12 protein-coding genes and 1 pseudogene are annotated in these 18,345 nt (G+C 56.2%); 9 read left to right on the top strand and 4 right to left on the bottom strand.

The annotated features are described in order from the left end of the window. The first annotated feature begins 19 nt into the window (after positions 1–19). Genes BLV48_RS12290 through BLV48_RS12300 form a run of 3 tightly spaced genes read left to right on the top strand, consistent with a single transcriptional unit; the run spans position 20 to position 2,832 of the window. Positions 20–1,171 (top strand): hypothetical protein, encoded by a 1,152-nt coding sequence (locus BLV48_RS12290; RefSeq protein ID WP_175527665.1) that lies wholly within the window; start codon positions 20–22, stop codon positions 1,169–1,171. After that, entirely contained in the window at positions 1,155–2,063 is a 909-nt protein-coding gene (locus tag BLV48_RS12295; RefSeq protein WP_091827143.1) for a metal ABC transporter substrate-binding protein, read from the top strand. Before BLV48_RS12290 ends, BLV48_RS12295 begins: the two co-directional genes overlap by 17 nt. Then, positions 2,053–2,832: a metal ABC transporter permease gene (locus BLV48_RS12300; RefSeq protein WP_091827088.1), complete on the top strand. Its 780-nt coding sequence runs from the start codon at positions 2,053–2,055 to the stop codon at positions 2,830–2,832. Before BLV48_RS12295 ends, BLV48_RS12300 begins: the two co-directional genes overlap by 11 nt. Here the strand turns inward: BLV48_RS12300 and BLV48_RS12305 are convergent. Genes BLV48_RS12305 through BLV48_RS12320 form a run of 4 tightly spaced genes read right to left on the bottom strand, consistent with a single transcriptional unit; the run spans position 2,790 to position 5,870 of the window. Next, a complete protein-coding gene (locus BLV48_RS12305; RefSeq protein WP_091827089.1) occupies positions 2,790–3,362 on the bottom strand; it encodes a DUF3299 domain-containing protein in 573 nt (190 codons plus the stop codon). The genes BLV48_RS12300 and BLV48_RS12305 overlap by 43 nt on opposite strands. An 11-nt stretch (positions 3,363–3,373) precedes the next feature. After that, positions 3,374–4,630, bottom strand: a complete 1,257-nt coding sequence (locus BLV48_RS12310) for an ABC transporter permease (protein WP_091827090.1) — start codon at positions 4,628–4,630, stop codon at positions 3,374–3,376. Next, a complete protein-coding gene (locus BLV48_RS12315; protein WP_091827091.1) occupies positions 4,624–5,313 on the bottom strand; it encodes an ABC transporter ATP-binding protein in 690 nt (229 codons plus the stop codon). Before BLV48_RS12315 ends, BLV48_RS12310 begins: the two co-directional genes overlap by 7 nt. Continuing rightward, positions 5,310–5,870 carry a ZrgA family zinc uptake protein gene (locus BLV48_RS12320; RefSeq protein WP_091827092.1) on the bottom strand — a complete coding sequence of 187 codons (561 nt, stop codon included), beginning with the start codon at positions 5,868–5,870 and terminating at the stop codon, positions 5,310–5,312. Before BLV48_RS12320 ends, BLV48_RS12315 begins: the two co-directional genes overlap by 4 nt. Before the next feature lie 348 nt (positions 5,871–6,218). Between BLV48_RS12320 and BLV48_RS19490 the strand changes: the two are divergent. From BLV48_RS19490 to BLV48_RS12350, 6 genes and pseudogenes are all read left to right on the top strand, one after another. Beyond that, positions 6,219–7,367 (top strand): annotated as a pseudogene (locus BLV48_RS19490) (methyl-accepting chemotaxis protein); the annotation flags it as partial. Positions 7,368–7,526: 159 nt separating this feature from the next. Continuing rightward, the gene (locus tag BLV48_RS12330) at positions 7,527–10,169 is read left to right on the top strand and encodes a GAF domain-containing protein (RefSeq protein WP_091827093.1); all 2,643 of its coding nucleotides are present in this window, start codon (positions 7,527–7,529) and stop codon (positions 10,167–10,169) included. Beyond that, positions 10,166–11,902: a GGDEF/EAL domain-containing response regulator gene (locus tag BLV48_RS12335; RefSeq protein WP_091827094.1), complete on the top strand. Its 1,737-nt coding sequence runs from the start codon at positions 10,166–10,168 to the stop codon at positions 11,900–11,902. The genes BLV48_RS12330 and BLV48_RS12335 overlap by 4 nt, the downstream gene beginning before the upstream one ends. Before the next feature lie 19 nt (positions 11,903–11,921). Continuing rightward, positions 11,922–13,178: a DUF2254 domain-containing protein gene (locus BLV48_RS12340; RefSeq protein WP_091827095.1), complete on the top strand. Its 1,257-nt coding sequence runs from the start codon at positions 11,922–11,924 to the stop codon at positions 13,176–13,178. A 188-nt stretch (positions 13,179–13,366) separates the two neighbouring features. After that, positions 13,367–15,109 carry an autotransporter assembly complex protein TamA gene (locus tag BLV48_RS12345; protein WP_254775032.1) on the top strand — a complete coding sequence of 581 codons (1,743 nt, stop codon included), beginning with the start codon at positions 13,367–13,369 and terminating at the stop codon, positions 15,107–15,109. Next, the gene (locus BLV48_RS12350; RefSeq protein WP_091827096.1) at positions 15,106–18,333 is read left to right on the top strand and encodes a translocation/assembly module TamB domain-containing protein; all 3,228 of its coding nucleotides are present in this window, start codon (positions 15,106–15,108) and stop codon (positions 18,331–18,333) included. Before BLV48_RS12345 ends, BLV48_RS12350 begins: the two co-directional genes overlap by 4 nt. Positions 18,334–18,345 lie beyond the last annotated feature (12 nt).

Raw genomic sequence — 18,345 nt, forward strand, 5'->3', positions numbered from 1 at the left:
GTACTAAAGCTGTAAAACCATGAAAATGAAATCAACTTTACTTCGCACATTGCCCTTAGCTGTATTCGTGGCCGGTACCGCTCAGGCGGAGCTGTCGGCCCCCGATATCAGCCTCACGATTGATGCCTATCACAAGTCTACGGATACGGCTTTGGGTGGCCGTACAGAAGGCTGGGGGCTGAGCCATACGGAGCTGGCGCTCAAGCAACAGTTTGGTAACCTGATGAGCGGCAAACTGACCGCCGTTATGGAAGCCAATGAGGAGGAAACCGATTTCAGTATTGAAGAAGCCTACCTGCAGACGCTGTCATTGCCGGCAGGAATGACGCTGCGGGGTGGCCGCTTTCTGTCGGATATCGGCTATCTGAATGGTCAGCATCCGCATGCTGACAGTTTTGTTGAGCGCCCGCTGCTGTATCGCGCTTTTTTGGGTGGTCACTATTACGACGACGGTCTTGGGTTGAGCCTGGTTATGCCCACGGATCTTTACTGGCGCATCAGTGCCGAGGCATTTGATGGCGACCAGCTGAGTGAAACCGATAGTGGTCGTACGGTGGGTACCTGGGCTCTATCAACCAGCCTGGGCGGTGATTTGAGTGATTCTCAAAGCTGGCAGGCTGGCTTCAGCTACCTGCGTAACCGCACACTGGAAGCGGGTGAGCATGATGAACATGACCACCACGACCATCACGATCATGAAGAAGAAGGGCATGGTCACAGCCATGGTGCCGAATATACCGGCAAGCATATGTACCTGGCCGATCTGGTGTGGAAGTGGGCGCCTCAGGGCAACAATCGCAACCAGCAGCTGACACTTTCAGCCGAATATGCCCGCGTAACCGACCCGAACGAATATGCCAGCAGTCAGGAATACCACGAAGGCTGGTATGGTTCTGCGGTGTATCGTTTTGCACCCCAATGGAGTGCAGGGCTGCGACATGGCCGAATAGATGTACAGATGGGGCATGATGATCACTTCCATGAGGGTGCGCTGGAAGAGACCGCTGTGATGCTGGCCTGGAATCCGAGCCACACCCAGACGCTTCGACTGCAGTACACTCATCAAAATGTACTTCAGGACTGGGATGATACCTTTGATGCGGCAGCTGATGATGTCCTGACGCTGCAGTACATCATCAGCTTTGGTGCTCATGATGCGCATTCGTTCTAGTTTGACAGGCCTTGCGCTGGTAGCGGCATTACTGCCACTGCCGGCTCAGGCACTTGAGATCTTTGCCTGCGAACCCGAGTGGGCAGCACTGGCTCAAGCACTGGCGCCGGAGGCACGTATCAGCAGTGCAACCCATGCCTATCAGGATCCGCACTATATTGAAGCGCGGCCGAGTCTGATCGCCCGGTTGCGCCGTGCGGATCTGGCCATCTGCAGCGGTGCCTCGCTGGAGGCTGGCTGGCTGCCGGCGTTGCAGCAGCGGGCGGCCAACCCAAAGGTACAGCCGGGGCGTGCGGGTATGCTGTTTGCGGCTGAACATGTCGAAACGATTGATCAGCTCGATCATGTACCTTTCGGTGCCGGTGATGTGCACCCGGAGGGCAATCCGCACCTGCACCTTGATCCGGAACGAATCCGGCAGGTGGCAGCGGTACTGAGTGAGCGTCTGGGTCGGGCCGATCCTGAGCAGGCCGCCCAGTACCGTGCGGCCTACCTGCGTTGGTCCCTGAGTTGGCAGCAGCGTATGGATAAGTGGCGTGAACGAGCAGAGCCGCTGCGCGGTCGTACGCTTGTGGTTCAACACAGCACCTTCGATTACTTCTGGCGCTGGCTGGGCCTGGAGGTAGTGGCCGATCTGGAACCCAAGCCGGGTGTGCCGCCGACTCCGGGTCATCTGGCATCACTGGTCGAGGATGTGAAGGCAGAACAACCGCTGGCCATTGTGCACAGCTGGTATCAGGACCCGCAAAGTGCTCAGTGGTTGGCGCAGAAAACCGGGCTGCCGGTGTTGGCACTGCCGTCCACAACCGAGCCAGAGCAGGGGATAGAACGGCTGGATCAGTTGTTCGATCATCTGCTGGCGCAGCTACTGGAACAGGTTGATGCTGGCTGAAGCGGGGCTGTTACTGGTTCCGTTGGCGGCAGGGCTGCTGGTACTGCTGACCCATCTGCCGCTGGGCGAGCAGGTGCTCAAACGTGGCATTCTGTTTATCGACCTGGCGGTGGCTCAATTGGCTGCGCTGGGAGCCTTGCTGGCGCAGCTAGTGTGGCCGGAGGTGCCATGGGCCGCGCTGGCAGGTGGCACTTTGCTGGCGGTGCTGGGTGCCGGTCTCGTGGGCTGGTTGGCTGCATGGTATCCAGCCCAGCGGGAGGCGGTTATCGGGTTGCTCTATGCCGGGGCCGCCTGTTCGTTGCTGTTGTTGCTGGCATCCGATCCCCATGCGGGACATCAGCTGGCCCGCAGCCTTAACGGTGATATTCTTTGGGTCAGTTGGAATGACTTGTTGCCGCTGGCGCTGCTGACTGTCGCTTTCTGGACTGTACAGTGGCGGTACTCAAACTGGCTCGGTGCTGCAGGGTTCTATCCCTGTTTTGCGCTGCTGGTCAGTTTTTCGGTACCGCTTCTCGGCGTCTATCTGGTGTTCGTGACACTGATTGCACCGGCGCTGGTGGCGCAACTGGCGGGTGGTCGCAGCGCAGCGCTGCTGTGCGGTTGTGTTGGCTACCTGCTGGGGCTCGGCCTGGCATGGCAGTTTGACTGGCCGGCGGGCGCCACTCTGGTGCTCAGCCTGTTGCTGGCAAGTGTGATCTGGGTGGTACTGTATGGCCTGAGAGCAGATTACTCTTCAGGCCAGTCTTCCGCATCATCCGGCAGTTCATAGGGTTGGATGCGGTAGGCTTCCAGTCGGTAGCCTGCCGTTCCCATCTCATGGCTGAACACTTCGGTCGTCAGCCGGCCGCTGATCAGCACCGCATCGTACAGGCTTTCAACCCGTGTGCCGGGCTGGTAATGCACGTCGATGATCTGGTTGGAGGGCGGTGGCGGCACATGAATACAGGCGCCGAAATAAGGTACCAGAAAAAAACGATCAACCACGTCACCCACCCCTTCAAGTGGTACCACAAAGCCTGGAATGCTCACCATGCGGCCATCCATCGACTCCACGACTGGGGCTGAAGCCAGTGTCTGCATCATCTGGTCCATGATCTGCTGCGCTTTCGGGCTGTAATCGTCCAATGCATCCAGCTCGGGGCTGTTGAACAGCTCTTCAAGTGAGAGGCCATAGTCTTCCGGCATCAAATCATCCCAGCGTATCTCGGCCGCGGTTTCGCCATTGACGATGATCTCGTCATTGGCCTGCAGTGGCTGCAACAGCGAAAGGCCCAGTATCAGAGTAGTCAGTACACGCATTGAGTTCTCCATCAGTTGCGCCGGATCAGACTGTTGGCCAGTGCCATGCGGTAGGCCATGAGGGCCGGTATCAGTCCGCTGAGCAGTCCCAGCAGCAGGATGATACCACCAAGTGCCCATTGCTCGGGTGACAGCTTTGCAGGTACCAGCCGCAGGCCAAACAGATCCAGCAGAGGCTGTTGCAGCAGTGTCATTCCGCCCCAAAGCAATAACAGCCCCAGCAACAGGCCACTGAGAGTCAGCAGCAGGCTTTCAGTCATCAGCAGTCTGGCGATGCGCAAGGGGGATGCCCCCAATGCCCGCAGTACGGCAATCTCATGTCGGCGCTGCTGCATGCCACTGAGCAATACGGCCAGCATGCCACACAGGCCGATCAACAGTGCAGCACCGGACACGGCCAGCAATGCTTTTTCGGCCACGCTGACCACTTGCCACAGTTCCTGCAGCGCCACGCCAGGCAAAACGGCAGTGAGGGGATCGTCCCGTCGGTTGTTCAGTTCGCGCTGCAGATGGAAGGTCTGCAGGCGAGATTCAAGGCCCACCAAAACAGCCGTAACTTCTCGGGGTGTCAGGTCGCGCTTGCGGGCCTGCTCGGGCGTGACCTGCATACCCGGTAGGGGGATGCCGGCACGCCAGCCGAGATGAACGGCCTCCAGCCCCTCAAGTGATACCAGCAGGGCCCGATCCAGTGGTGTGCCGGTGGCGGTCAGAATGCCGCTGACCTTGAAGGGCAGATTGTCGTGACGCTTGAAACTGGTGTTGCCGGCACCGTGTGCGATTACCAGGCGGTCATCAAGGTTGTAGCCCAGCTCGCGTGCCACCTCGGCACCGATTACTACCGAGAACAGGTCATTCAGCGGGCCACCCTGAGCGAACTCAAGCGGTTGTTTGGCGCCGTAGCGGTAATGTTCAAACAGGCTGTTGTGAGTGCCAACAACACGGTAGCCGCGGTGCGAGTCGCCCAGTGACAGCGGGACTGTCCAGGCGATGCGCGGGTCATCACTCAGGGCTTCGTAGCTGCTCCAGCGGATATTGCTGGTCGCTGAGCCAATATGAAACACGGAATAGAGCAGCAGTTGTACGGGCCCGGAGCGAGCACCGACAATCAAATCGGTACCAGAGACCGTATCGAAAAAACTCAAACGGCTTTGTTCGCGAATCTGCTGTACACCCAGCAACAGAGCAGTGCTTAGCGCCAGAGTGAACAGTGTCAGCAGTGCGCTGGCGCGGCGGCTGGCCAGACTGCGCAGTGCAAGTCGGATCAGCATGAGCTGGCTCCTTCCAGTGTAAGGTGGCGTGAGAAATACTCAGACAGCGCGGGGTCATGGCTGACCAGCAGAAGGGTGGTATTACTCTGATCCAGTTCTTCCAGCAGTAACTGCATAAAGCGGTCACGGCTGACACCATCCAGCGCCGAGGTGGGCTCGTCCGCAATGATTAACTCCGGTGCGCCAATCAGAGCACGGGCAGCGGCCACGCGCTGCTGCTGACCGATCGACAACTCGGCGACGGTGCGGCGCTGAAACAGTTCGGCGGGCAGCTGCAACCGTTCCAGCAGGCGATGTGCTTCTGCCTGAACACTGTCACTGCGGCGGATTGCGGCTTCGCGCCGGGGGGCTGAAAGTGTACAGGGCAGACTGACGTTATCGATCAGGTTCAGGTAGGGCAGCAGGTTGAACTGCTGAAACAGTATGCCAATATGGTCTGCACGCAGGCGATCACGCTGGCGCTCTGACAGGCTCGCCAGGGATTGACCAGCAAGGCTGATTTCTCCTTCGAAACCGCCCAAGACACCCGCTATCAAGTTCAGCAGGGTGCTTTTGCCGCTGCCGGAAGGGCCTTGAATGAACAGGTGCTCTCCGGCCTGCAGCTGCAGTTGTTGAATCTCCAGCATGGGCGCTTGTCCGGGCCAGGCAAAACGCAGGTTGTCGATACGGATGATCGGTTTCATGGCAGTTCAAGCAGGGTTTCGCCCTGCCGCAGTTGGCTCAGGTGCTGGCCTGATGGCGTGATCAACTGAACATCCAGTCTCTCGATCCCCGGATAGTGCTTCATCAACGGTAACTGCAATTGTTTCAATTGTGCCGAGTCGGCACAGAGATAGTGATATTCCACCATCAGATCGGCATGTTCCTGATACTCATCATCCGAACTGTGATCATGCTGGTCGTGGGAATGAGAGTGCGCATCATGAGTATCCGTTTCCTTGAATGGCTGGTGCAAGGCGACTTTGCTCAGACTGCAATCGGCTGCAGCCGGAAGTTGCAGCAGATGCCCGGCCTGCTGCAGTTGTTGCTGCAGTGAGGTCCAGTCAGCCTGCTCCTGTTCAGACATTGGACGATGCTCAAACCCGACCAGGTTAGCCAGGGGCGAGCGTATTGAAACGGCGAGCATGGGAGGGTCCAGCACCAGATCGAGCTGGGCAACACCGTGTTGGTGTACACCGGCCGCAACAGCCGTCTGAAGCGGGAGAAGGGCGCATAACAGCAGGGGGGTGATCAGTCGCATCTTGGTCTCCGGATACCATCTGTCAAAAAGGAAACGTTATTTGATAACATGATTCAGTGCACTCAACGGCACCTGTGACAAGAAACGAAACAAAAAGATCAGCTGTTACAGCAAAAAAACGTTTTGAAGTAAACATAATTTAATGTAGCGATGATCTACCTTTATTTCCCTGTTGTATAACCCGGTGAGAGTTTGCAGCCACGCGTTCAACCCCTTCTGGTTGTTCGGCACGATCCCATCCCCCGAGGTTAATACATGTTGTTCAATCGCCATAAATCAGCCCTGCTCAAGGCCAAGGTTCAAGTCGCCCATCAGCAGGAAATCCTGAGCGCACTGAACCGACACATGGCGCTGATAGAATTTTCACCTCAGGGTGAGATTCTTGATGTCAGTGCACCTTTCTGCGAGGTGATGGGCTACGACCGAGAACAACTGATCGGTCGGCATCATCGTATTTTCTGCAGCGAGCAATATAGCGGCAGCTCGGCTTATCGGGGGTTTTGGCAGATCCTGTGTCGGGGCGAAGGTTGCAGTGATCGCTTTCAGCGCTTCAAGGCGTCCGGTGAGGAGATTTGGCTGGAGGCGACCTATTTCCCCGTACGCAATGAGACGGGCCAGGTGGTGCGTGTTGTCAAAATAGCGTCGGATGTGACCGATGATGTCAAACGGGAGCAAGGGCAGGCAAGTACTCTGGGCGCTATTGACCGTTCCATGGCGATTATCGAATTCAATCTTGATGGCAACATCATCAAGGTGAACCGCAACTTCCTTAACACCATGCGCTACAACGAAAAGGAGCTGCTCGGACAGCATCATCGCCTGTTCTGTGATGCCGATTATGCTGCCAGCGAGGCCTATCGTGATTTTTGGCGCAAGCTGAACCGTGGTGAGTTTATATCGGATCGTTTCCGTCGGTATGACAAGACGGGGCGGGAGATATGGCTACGTGCCAGCTATAACCCGTTGTTCGATGCGACCGGAAAGCTCTACGGTGTGGTGAAAATTGCTTCTGATGTGACCGATCAGGTGGAACAGCAAAAAGCAGAGCAGCGGGCAGCCCGTATGGCGCTCGAAATTGCAGCCGAAACCGACAGCAATGCTGCACAAGGTGCTGAAATCGTCAGCGCGACCGTCAGCATGGTGCAGGGAATCGCCAGCGGACTCAATACGGCTGCAGAAGAAATAGGAGCGCTGAGTCACCAGTCAGACGAGATCGGCAGCATTGTCCATGTGATTCAGGGAATAGCCGAGCAGACCAACCTGCTGGCCCTGAACGCCGCAATAGAAGCCGCACGTGCAGGCGAAGCGGGGCGCGGCTTCGCCGTCGTGGCAGATGAGGTGCGCAAGCTGGCATCCCGTACCCACGATGCGACTGAAGAAATCAAGCGTGTTGTGGCGCAGAATGGCACGCTGTCGCAAAAAGCGGTAGCCCATATGAGTGGCAGTCGTGATCAGGTTGAGGCTGGTGTAATCAAGGCCGAGCAGGCTGGAGAAATGATGCTGGGGATTCGTGCCGATGCCCGGCGCGTGGTGGAGGCGATCGGGCAGTTTTCAGATACTTTAAGCGGCTGATGGTGTTCAAAGACAGTAAGTGCAGGCTACCGTATAATCCAGTCCAATGATTTCTGCCGATTTTGACAATGGAGTGGAGGCAGTATGACGGCCCCCCTGATACCGGATAACGAGAACCAGCGCCTTGCGGAGCTGTATGATTTAAATCTGTTGGATACAGCGCGTGATGCGTCATTCGACAGTCTGACCCAACTTGCTGCTGAGCTGTTTGATGTTCCCATTGCGCTGGTGTCTCTAGTGGACAGGGATCGGCAGTGGTTCAAATCATCCTATGGTTTCTGTGTTACGGAGACCACTCGAGATGTGTCGTTTTGCAGCCATGTAGTCTATAACCAGTCCCCTCTGGTCGTGCAGGATGCAAGTCTGGACTCCAGGTTTGCCGACAACCCACTTGTAACGGATGAGCCTCATATCCGGTTTTATGCCGGCATGCCGATCAGCTCTCCTTCGGGTTTTGTTCTGGGAACGCTGTGCCTGATTGATACTCGACCGAGAAACTTTGATACAGAATGCCTCGAACGTCTGAAACTGCTGGCCAACCAAGTCGAGCCGTTGATCAGCCTGCATCGATATACATACTCGCTGGCTGAAGAGGCGGATAGTAACCGTGCGGTTTCGGCCCGTTATCAAGCCATTATCCGGGGTGCAGCAGCCGGCGTAGTACGCATTAATGGCCGTGGGACCATGTTAGAGGTCAACCACTTCGTCTGCGATATGCTTGGCTACTCTGAAAGAGAACTGTTGGGCAGAAATGTCAAAATGCTGATGCCGCAATCGGTAGCTTTGGCGCATGATGGCTTTTTACACGCCTATCAGACGAGTGGCGATGCCAAAGTCATTGGCAAGGGGCGTGAAGTTGAGGCGCAGCATAAAACAGGAGAACTCATCCCGGTTCACCTGGCGGTCAGCGAAGTACAGCTCGGTACAGAAACTGATGATCATGAACGGCGTCACTTTATCGGCATCCTGTCTGACCTTCGTGATGTCCATGCCGCACGCAAGCGTGAGCAGAAAGAGCGTGCTTTGCTTGAAGTCTTGCATCAGGGCTTGACCGACTACCGGGCGTTGGTATCCGGAAATACGCTGTGGCGCTTTTTGAGAGAGGCTTTGAAGGAGCTCACACAGAGTGAATATGCACTCATCGGTGAGGTCGTTACTCAGGATGACAAGCCGGCACTTAAAATCCATGCCATAACTGATTTGTCCTGGAATGATGAGTCGCGGCGTTTGATGGAGCTTTTGGTCAGTGGCGACATGATGCTGGGTAATCCGCATACCATGCTGGGCCGGGTATTTGCTGGCGGTGAAACCGTGTTGAGCAACGATATGTTGCATGATGAGCGTAACGGGCACTTGCCACAGGGGCATCCGGTGTTGACTCGCTACCTGGGTGTGCCGATCATTGATCGTGGGCAGTTGATTGGCATGTATGCCATTGCCAACGCCCAACACGATTACGATGAAGCCTTGGTCGAATGGCTGAAACCCTTTACCTCGACCTGTGCCTTGTTGATCAATTTGCACCGCCAATTGCGTGAGCAGGAGCGTTTTACCGAAGAGTTGAGGCTTGCCAAAGAACAGGCCGAAACAGCCAGTCAGGCCAAGACGGACTTCCTTTCCTCCATGAGTCATGAGTTGCGCACACCCTTGAACTCAATCCTTGGGTTTGCGCAGTTGCTTGAAAACAGCCGTACCCCTTTGCCAGAGCGCCAGAGGCGTCAGGCGCAGCAGATTATTCGCAGTGGTCGACATCTTTTGGAACTGATCAATGAAGTGTTGGATCTGGCCCGTATAGAGTCTGGCAACATGCAAGTCTCTCTTGAATCCGTCCGGGCGCAGGATGTACTTCAGGATGCAATCGAGATTATCAGACCTCTGGCAGACGAGCGTAACCTCAGTCTTAATCTACCGGATGTGGGGCAGTGTGACGTTTGTATTTTGGGTGACTATACCCGCGTGAAACAGGTGCTGATCAACCTGCTCAGTAATGCTGTTAAATACAACCGTGATGGTGGTTCCATCAGCCTTTACTGTGTGCCCGATGCCGGGGTGTATCGCATCACGATATCCGATACGGGCCATGGTATACCGGAATCGCGTCTGGATGAGTTGTTTCAGCCCTTCAATCGCCTGGGGGCTGAATCTGGCAGTATCGAGGGGACCGGGGTAGGCCTGGCCTTGACCCGTAAAGTGGTAGGTTTGATGAATGGTCAGATGGGCGTTGTCAGCCGAGAAGGAGAAGGCAGTGATTTCTGGTTTGAGTTGCCGCTGTGTGCCGGCCATGAGGTGGCGTCGACCGAAGCTGAGCCATCCATGGTATCGAGGGAAATAACGGAACCTGTTCGCTATCAACATGTGCTGTACATAGAAGATAATCCTGCCAATCAACGTTTGATGCAGGATCTGTTTCATGATCTGCCAGACGTGCAGTTGACCTGTGTTATGGATGCCGAGCAGGGGCTGGAGTTGGCCTTTTCAGAATCACCGGACTTGATCCTGATGGATATTGATCTGCCTGGCATGAATGGTTTTGCTGCCCAGCAGATTCTGGCTCGAAACCCTATGACCCGAAACATTCCAGTGCTTGCCATATCGGCTGCAGCCTCCTCATCCAATCGGCGCCGTGCGCGCGAAGCTGGTTTCGTCGACTATTTGACAAAACCCTTTGATATTCAGGCTCTGGTCGACCAGGTGCGGCATATTCTGTCACAAGGAGAGTCACATTGAGTCTTTCAACCCCGCTGCATATCGATGCTGATATTCTGGTAGTGGATGATAATACCGCCAATGTGGAGTTGCTGCTGGCGCTGCTGGAAGATGAAGGTTACAGCCGAGTTGAAGGCATCTGCGACCCCAGAGAGGTTCAACCGCGAGTCAAAGCTCGCCGTCCTGATCTTGTTCTGTTGGATGTGCGCATGCCCTATTTGAGCGGCTTTGATGTGATGCAGCAACTTAATACGTTGGGAGAGCAAGTACCTGCGGTGATTATCCTGACGGCTCAGGTTGACGACGCGACCCGCTACCGTGCACTTGAGCTTGGGGCTCGAGACTTTCTGACCAAGCCTTTTGATCACTTGGAAGTGTTGCAACGCATTAACAATACCCTTCAGTTACAAAAACTGATGACTGAACGGCTTGAGCGGGCCAATGAGCTGGAGTATCTGGTTCAGGAACGGACTCAAGAGCTGGCACGCAAAGCCCGGCAGGAGCCATTAACAGGCCTGCCAAACCGACGTGCCCTGTGCGATGTGTTGCAGCAACAGCTGAATGCGGGTTACGAAACCGTCGTCATGTTCCTTGCCATCGAAGGTATGGATGAAATCGCCCGTCTGCACGGCTTCACTATCGCGGACCAATTGGCTGCCCAGCTGGCGCAGCGGCTGCAGGCCCAGCCTGACCTCTGTGATTCAACACTTGGAGTCTGGAACAGTACGGAATGGGTTATCCTCTCGCCCTGCCAGCATCGAGATCAAGCGGTTGAGCCACTGGGACAGGTTGTGTTGAGCTGTTTTGAGCAACCGTTCGAGATAGAGCAGATGTCACTGCACTTGAGTGTTCGGATCGGGGTCAGTGCAAGCCTCCCGGGGCGCAGCACCGACCAACTGTTTCGTATGGCAGCGTTGGCGCTCCCTTCAGTGGCAGGACGTTGGCGTGGCTATGACGACCAGCTCGAGCAGCAACTGCAGCGGCGAACGGGGATGCGCAATGCCCTGCGCACAGCGGTAGAAAATGGGGAGCTGAAGCTGGCATATCAGCCCAAAATTGATCTTCAATCCAATCGTATTTGTGGTGTGGAAGCACTGCTGCGCTGGGAAAGTCCCGAATATGGGCGGGTATCACCAGCAGAGTTCATCCCTCTGGCTGAAGCGAGTGGTGACATCGTACCCATCGGCGGTTGGGTGGTACAGGAAGCTGTTGCTGCACTGGTTCGCTGGCGTACTCAGGGGCAGGTGGGAGATGCTTTCTCGGTGGCTGTCAATGTGGCGCCATTGCAGCTGGCACAACCGAATTTTTCAAACTGGCTGATGGATTCGGTATCGGCAGCGGGCCTGCCATCGACATGCCTGGAAATCGAGGTTACAGAGTCGGGTTTAATGCAGGATATGGAGCTTGCATTGAAACAGCTGCAGTCTTTGAGCGACGAAGGGTTCAAAGTCGCCATTGATGATTTCGGTACCGGCTATTCTTCACTGGCATATCTAAAAAAATTGCCGGTTTCGATACTTAAAATCGATCGTGCATTCATCCGTGAATTGGAGACCAGCGAGCAAGACCAGAAGCTGACAGAAACAGTGATAGCCATGGCCTCTCATTTCGGTTTTTCGACAGTAGCCGAAGGAGTTGAAGACAACGCCCAATTGGTGTTGCTCAGGGCAATGGGCTGCGACCAGGTGCAGGGGTTCTATTTTGCTCCTCCCCTGAAAGAGTCGGCTTTGCTGAACATGTTGAGCGCGTTATAAACTCCGAGAGGTAGCGAAAATGCAAAACACGGGACGTTACCTTTGGCTGCTGCACAACACCTTGAGGAAGATCTGGGTACGAGTTGCAGGCTTTGCGCTGCTGGCCATTCTTTCACTTGTGATGGCGCATCTATTCTCGGGCTGGCTACCTGTTGAATTGACACAGCGTTCCGGTGCGGCTGTGGTTGAAGACCTGCTGACCATCTTGGCCACTTCCATGTTGGCAGTCACCACCTTCTCGTTGTCCATTGCCGTTTCAGCCTTCGCTGCTGCGGCGAATTCAGCAACGCCTCGTGCCACTGCACTGTTACAGGAAGACAACACGACCCAAAATGTGCTGGCCACATTCATAGGGTCTTTTGTGTTCAGTCTGCTTGGCTTGATCGCGCTTAGTGCTGGCTTGTATGACGAATCAAGCCGATCTGTTCTGTTTGCGTTTACCATTGTGGTCATTGTATGGGTGATTGTTGCACTGATTCGTTGGACAAATCACCTGATGAATTTTGGCAGGATGGGTGACACTCTTGGGCGTGTAGAAGCGGCAGCCAGCGATTCACTTGCTGCTCGTATTCAAAACCCATATCTGGGAGGGAAACCTCTTCTCAGTAGTTTGCCGCAGGGACAGCGGGTGTGTGCTGCTTCGACGGGCTATGTACAGCACATTGATATGCCTGCACTGCAGGCTATTGCAGATAAGAGCGGTGCAAACCTTTATCTGTGTCAGCTGCCCGGCCACTTTGTTTATAACGGCAAACCTCTCATGGTGATTACGGGCGCCCAGCTGGACAGCGAAGCCGTTTCGGCGGCCTGTGCTGCGATTGTGTTGGGTACGGCTCGTACCTTTGCAGAAGATCCTCGGTTTGGATTGATCGTGATGGCTGAAATAGCCAGCAGGGCTCTGTCACCGGCCGTCAATGATCCAGGAACAGCGATTGACGTTGTTGGACGCCTGCTCAGAGTGCTCTCGCGGTGGTCCGAGAAAAACGAACCTGAGCCCAGCTTTCCAGACATCCATGTGCCTGTCGTATCCGTAAAAGATCTGGTAACCGATGCCTTCAGGCCCATCGCCAGAGATGGTGCAGCACTGATTGAAGTGCAGTGCCGCTTGATCAAGGCACTTTTGGCACTGAAAGACCAGGCTCCGGAAGTGTTTGGAGAAGCGGTAAATGCGATGCTTGCTTACATACTTGATTGCATGAGTGTGGCAGGTGTTGCCTCTGCCGACATGGACGAGGTCATGAAGATTGATGGGATGGCACAGCTTTTTAACAATTGAGCGATGTGCCCCTGCTGAATCAAAACGAAAATGCCCCGCATCGTCGGGGTGTCATGGTTCGAGCAACAGCCTTGCTCCTTTGGCTTGTGCTCCTTGAGTTCCTGCTGTGTCGGCGCGTCAGCGAGGGAAGATTTTCAATGCCTTGGCAGGTTAGAATGGTGCCAGACTCGATCAAAGGAGCTGTGTGAGTGCCTCTGTTTTATCGTCCCCGACTGCTGTTGTTGCCCGCTTTGTTATTGTGCGGCACATGTGGCCAGCTCCAAGCTGCCCAGTTTGAGCTCGATGGGGTTGAGGGTGAGCTGGCTAACAACGTGCGTGCGATGCTGAGCGTTGACGATGCGCTGTTACAGGCACCACCGCCCACTGCCAGCCGGCTTCGCTACCTCCACCGTCAGGCGCCAGAAGAGATACGCCGGGCGCTGCAACCGTTCGGTTACTACAATCCGGTGCTGCAGCTGGAGATCAATCTGGATGGACCGGCAGAGCAGTGGGCGGCTCGCTATCGGATTGATGTCGGTCCAATCACCCGCATCCGTTCTGCACAGCTGGTGCTTGAAGGCGAAGGCGCCCAGGACAGTGTACTGCAGCAGGTGCTGACGGATACAAATGTCCGAACCGATGAGCCATTGCGGCATGCTGACTATACCGCCCTTAAAAGCAGCCTGCAGTCGCGGGCAGCCGAGCGGGGTTACTATGAAGCGATGCTCAGGGTCAGTGAGATCCGGGTTGACCCCGAACAAAATCTGGCCGATATCGAGCTGGTGTATGACACCGGAATCCGAGCCCGGATCGGTGAAATTCGTTTTGACAAGGCACCGGTGTCGGAAGCGCTGCTGCGACGTTACCTTCCCTTCGAGTCGGGTGACCCGGTTAATACCGCACATCTGATCGAGTTGCAGCGTAACCTGATCAACAGTGATTATTTTGCCGATGTGGAGGTGAGACCTCAGCTGGCGGAGCTGGACAATGCAGAACTGCCGGTCGATGTAAAACTGACACCGCGCAAGCGCAGTCTCTACCAGGCCGGTTTTGGTTACGGAACCGATACAGGGGCGCGCATGCAAGTGGGTCTTACGCGGCGTTGGGTTAACAGTCGGGGACACACGCTGAACAGCCGTCTGCGGCTGTCTGAAATTCGCCAACAGTTCACGACCAATTATGAGATTCCCGGCTTTCAGCCGACCACTGATCGCTTTGCGCTGAATCTGAAACTGCAGGATGAGCAGTCGGATACCATTGATGCCCGCAGCTACGGCATCGGTGGCAGTTGGCAGAAACAGATTGGTGACTGGGAACGACATCTCTCGCTGGATTGGGAGCAGGAAAGCTGGGTGTTTGAGGGGGATGAACAGGACTCCACACTGCTTATTCCAAGAGCCCGTTTCAGCCGAACCATCGCGGACAACCGTCTTAACACCCGTAAGGGACATCAAATCAGTTTTGGCGTCGGTGTGGCCTCACAAAACCTGCTCTCCGATACTGACCTTTTGCAGCTGGATCTGCGTGGAAAGCGTGTCGACAGCCTGTCTGATCGCTGGCGTTTGCTGTCCCGTGCCGAACTGGGTATCACATTGATCGACTCGGTCGATGACCTGCCGGCCACAATGCGTTACTACGCTGGCGGTGACAACAGTGTAAGGGGGTACGACTACCAATCGCTGGGACCAGTCGGCGGTGATGGTGATGTGATTGGCGGGCGCTATCTGGTGACCGGCAGCGTTGAAGTCGACTATCTGATTCGTGAAAACTGGCGCGTGGCGGCTTTTATCGATACTGGTAACGCCTTTGACGACGCCGATACAGAGCTCAAAACCGGCGCAGGTTTCGGTGCCCGCTGGCAGTCGCCGGTAGGGCCGGTGCGTCTTGATCTGGCCATGCCTCTGGATGAGAGCGGCTGGCGCATACACTTTACACTGGGGCCTGATTTGTGAGACCGCTGTTACGCTGGAGTCTGGGTACACTGCTGATTTTTCTGCTGGGCATCCTGCTGATGCTGGCGGCCATTTTGTTTCTGCCCTCCGGTACCCGTTTTGCGCTCAACCTGAGTGCCAATCTGCTGCCCCAGCTTGAACTCAGGGATATTGATGGCACCTTGACATCCGAGCTGCAGATTGGATACCTGCGTTTTGCCCAGGATGGGCTGGGCATCGAAGTAGAGCAGCTGTCTCTGCACTGGCACCCCTGGTCGCTGCGCGAGCCACGCCTGAAAGTGTATGGGCTCAGTGCAGCGTCTGTGAACGTTGCCTTGCCGGCATCGGCTGAGGAAGAGGCTCCGGTGCAGGAAACAGGCACTTTCCAGCTGCCGGAACTGCCTGCAGTGGAGTTGCCGCTGCAGCTTGAGTTGGATCAGGTTAGTGTGGGGCATATACGCATTATCCAGGGAGAACAGCGGTTGCTGGACGAGCTGGGAGTGAGCCTCGCACTGCACAGTGATGGTCAGCTGCTTGTGATTGACTCACTGAAATTGGAACAGCCCGGCAGCCAGTTGCAGTTGAGCGGCTGGACCGAACCGGCGCGGCAGTTCCTGAGCTACCTTGAGTTGCAGGGCTCAACCGATCTGACCCGCTGGGTACAGCTTGATCACTGGCCGGAGTCACTGCCTCTGAGTGCTGATCTGGTACTGGATCTGGATGGCGCCCAGCGTCAGCTGGAGTTGCAGCTTCAGGCACAGCAGGGTGAAACAGTGTTGCGGTTGCAGTCACAGGTGGACGCCAGCGAAACGATCCAGCTTGATTATCAACTGAGCGCTGAAGGCATCAACCCGGCACTGGCAGCTGCTGACTGGCCGGGTCAGTTGGAGCTGTCGGCCAACGGCCACGTTGAGCTGGGGGAGCAGCTGCCTCAGCTGTCGCTTCAGTTGCAGTCATTGCAGGGTCAATTGCGACAGCAGCCGATCAGTTTGAGCGCCAGCGTGGCGAGTGATACCCGGCAGTGGCAGATTGATGCGCTGGATCTTCGCTACGCGGGTGCGAGGGCACAGGCAAAGGGTGCGATCAACGATCGTCTGGATTTAAGCTGGGAGCTGCAGGCACCCAATCTGGCTCGGCTGCTGCCTGACGCGCGTGGGCAACTGTCACTCAGTGGGCAGTTGAAGGGCGCATTGCTGCAGCCTGCCGTGACGGCCCGCATTCGTGCCAGTGGGCTGGGCTATGCCGATCAGGCCAGCCTGGAGCGCTTGAGTGGAGACGTGTCGCTGGACCTGTCCGGTGGCAGTGACTGGAAGGCAGACCTGCAGCTGGATAATGCCGCTGCAGCTGGCCAGACCATTGAACAGGTCAGTTTGAACCTCAATGGCAAACCGGAGCAACACCGCTTGAGCCTGTCTGCAAACGGCTCGCCGGGTCAGCTGGAGCTGAACGCCGCCGGTGGCTGGAGCCCGGATCAGCAGCGCTGGCAGGGGCAACTCAATCGACTGGAGCTGCTGCCCGAACCATTCAGCCAATGGCGCTCGGTGGCACCTGCGGGTCTCATGATCTCAATGAAAGACTATCGCCTGGAACGTTTCTGCCTCGATGAGCAAAGTGCCGGAGGGCGTTTGTGCCTGCAGGCAGACGGTGATTTTGCCGGCCGTACGCAGGCAAGGGCTGAGCTGGACGCGCTTGCACTGAGCCTGCTGGAGCCGCTGCTTAACGGTATGCAACTAACCCCGGCGCTCTCGCTGCAGGCTGATTTCACCCAGCAACCTGGTGGCCTGCCAATACTTGATGCAACACTGACGACGACAGCGGGTGAACTGACTCCGGCGCAGGCTGACCAGTCAGTTGCTTTGGCGCCACTGACAGCACATATTGCCTTGGCTGAGGATCGGTTGCAGTTGACGGCAGATACGCTGCTGGAAATGGTAGCCGGTGAGTTGGCGCTTGAACTGGATGTAAGGGGACTGAGCCAGCAACAGCGATTGCGTGGACAACTGCGTCTCAGCGCTGATGATCTGAGTGATGTGCAGGTGCTGATACCGGATCTGCAAAACCTGAAGGGTTTTGTCCGTGGCGAGCTGAGCCTGGCGGGTACACTGGCAAAGCCGGAGCTGGCAGGAGAGATCAGCTATCGAGAGGGTAGTGTAGAGCTGCCGGCGATGGGGCTGCTGATCGCGCCGATTGAGCTGCAGTTGGCACAGGCCGAATACCCCGGTCTGATCCGCTTTACGGGGTCAGCGCGCTCCGGTGACGGAAAGCTGCAACTGGACGGGGAATATGATCTGGAACAGCGTACCGGTGAGCTGACGCTGAATGGCGAGCAATTTACCGCCATGAACACACAGGAGATTCATGCCCAGATCAGCCCCGACCTGACCCTGAACCTGTCACCTGAAGCGGTCCGTCTGGGAGGGACCCTGCGTGTGCCCCAGACGCTGATATCCACGCCCAAGTCCCGTGAAAGTGCCGTGCAGCCCTCATCTGATGTGGTTATTGTCAAGGGTGGAGAGGTCGTCGAAAAAGACCCCGCCATTCCTGTGTATGCTGACATTCGCATCGAACTTGGTGACGATGTGCGGGTCGATGCGCTGGGCTTCAAGGGGCGTCTGCTGGGAGCACTGCAGATCGAGGAATCGCCGGGCCGGACCACGCGGGCAACTGGCAGCATCCAGGTGGAAAGCGGTCAGTACCAGCTTTATGGTCAGGATTTGCAGATCAGACGTGGCAGTCTGGTATATGCTGCCGGCCCGGTCGATAACCCGGGACTGGATCTGCGTATCGGCCGCCAGGTAGACGACGTGATGGTAGGTGCCAATGTCAGTGGCACCTTGCGTGAACCGCGCATGGACCTCTATGGTGAGCCGGCCATGCCGGACAGCAGCGTGCTGTCCTACCTGTTGCTGGGCAAGGCTCCTGGCGAAAGTTCCGCAGGTGAGCAGCAGGTGATGCTGCAGGCGGCATTGGCACTGGGCATGAACCAGGGCAACAAAATTACCGGTAACCTGCGTGAGGCCTTTGCTCTGGACGAGTTCGGCTTTGACAGCGATGCGAGCGGTGAATCGGCCTTTTTCATTGGCAAATACCTGTCACCCCGACTCTATTTGCGTTATGGCGTAGGCGTGATGGAGGCCGTCAACACACTTAGCCTGAAATACAAGTTGAGTGAAAAATGGCGTGTTGAAGCGCAAAGCAATGAACTGGGCAGTGGTGCAGATCTGCTCTATACCTTGGAACGTTGAATACTTTGAATC

This window comes from Marinobacterium iners DSM 11526 (assembly GCF_900107855.1).
In the GTDB taxonomy this organism is placed as follows: domain Bacteria; phylum Pseudomonadota; class Gammaproteobacteria; order Pseudomonadales; family Balneatricaceae; genus Marinobacterium; species Marinobacterium iners.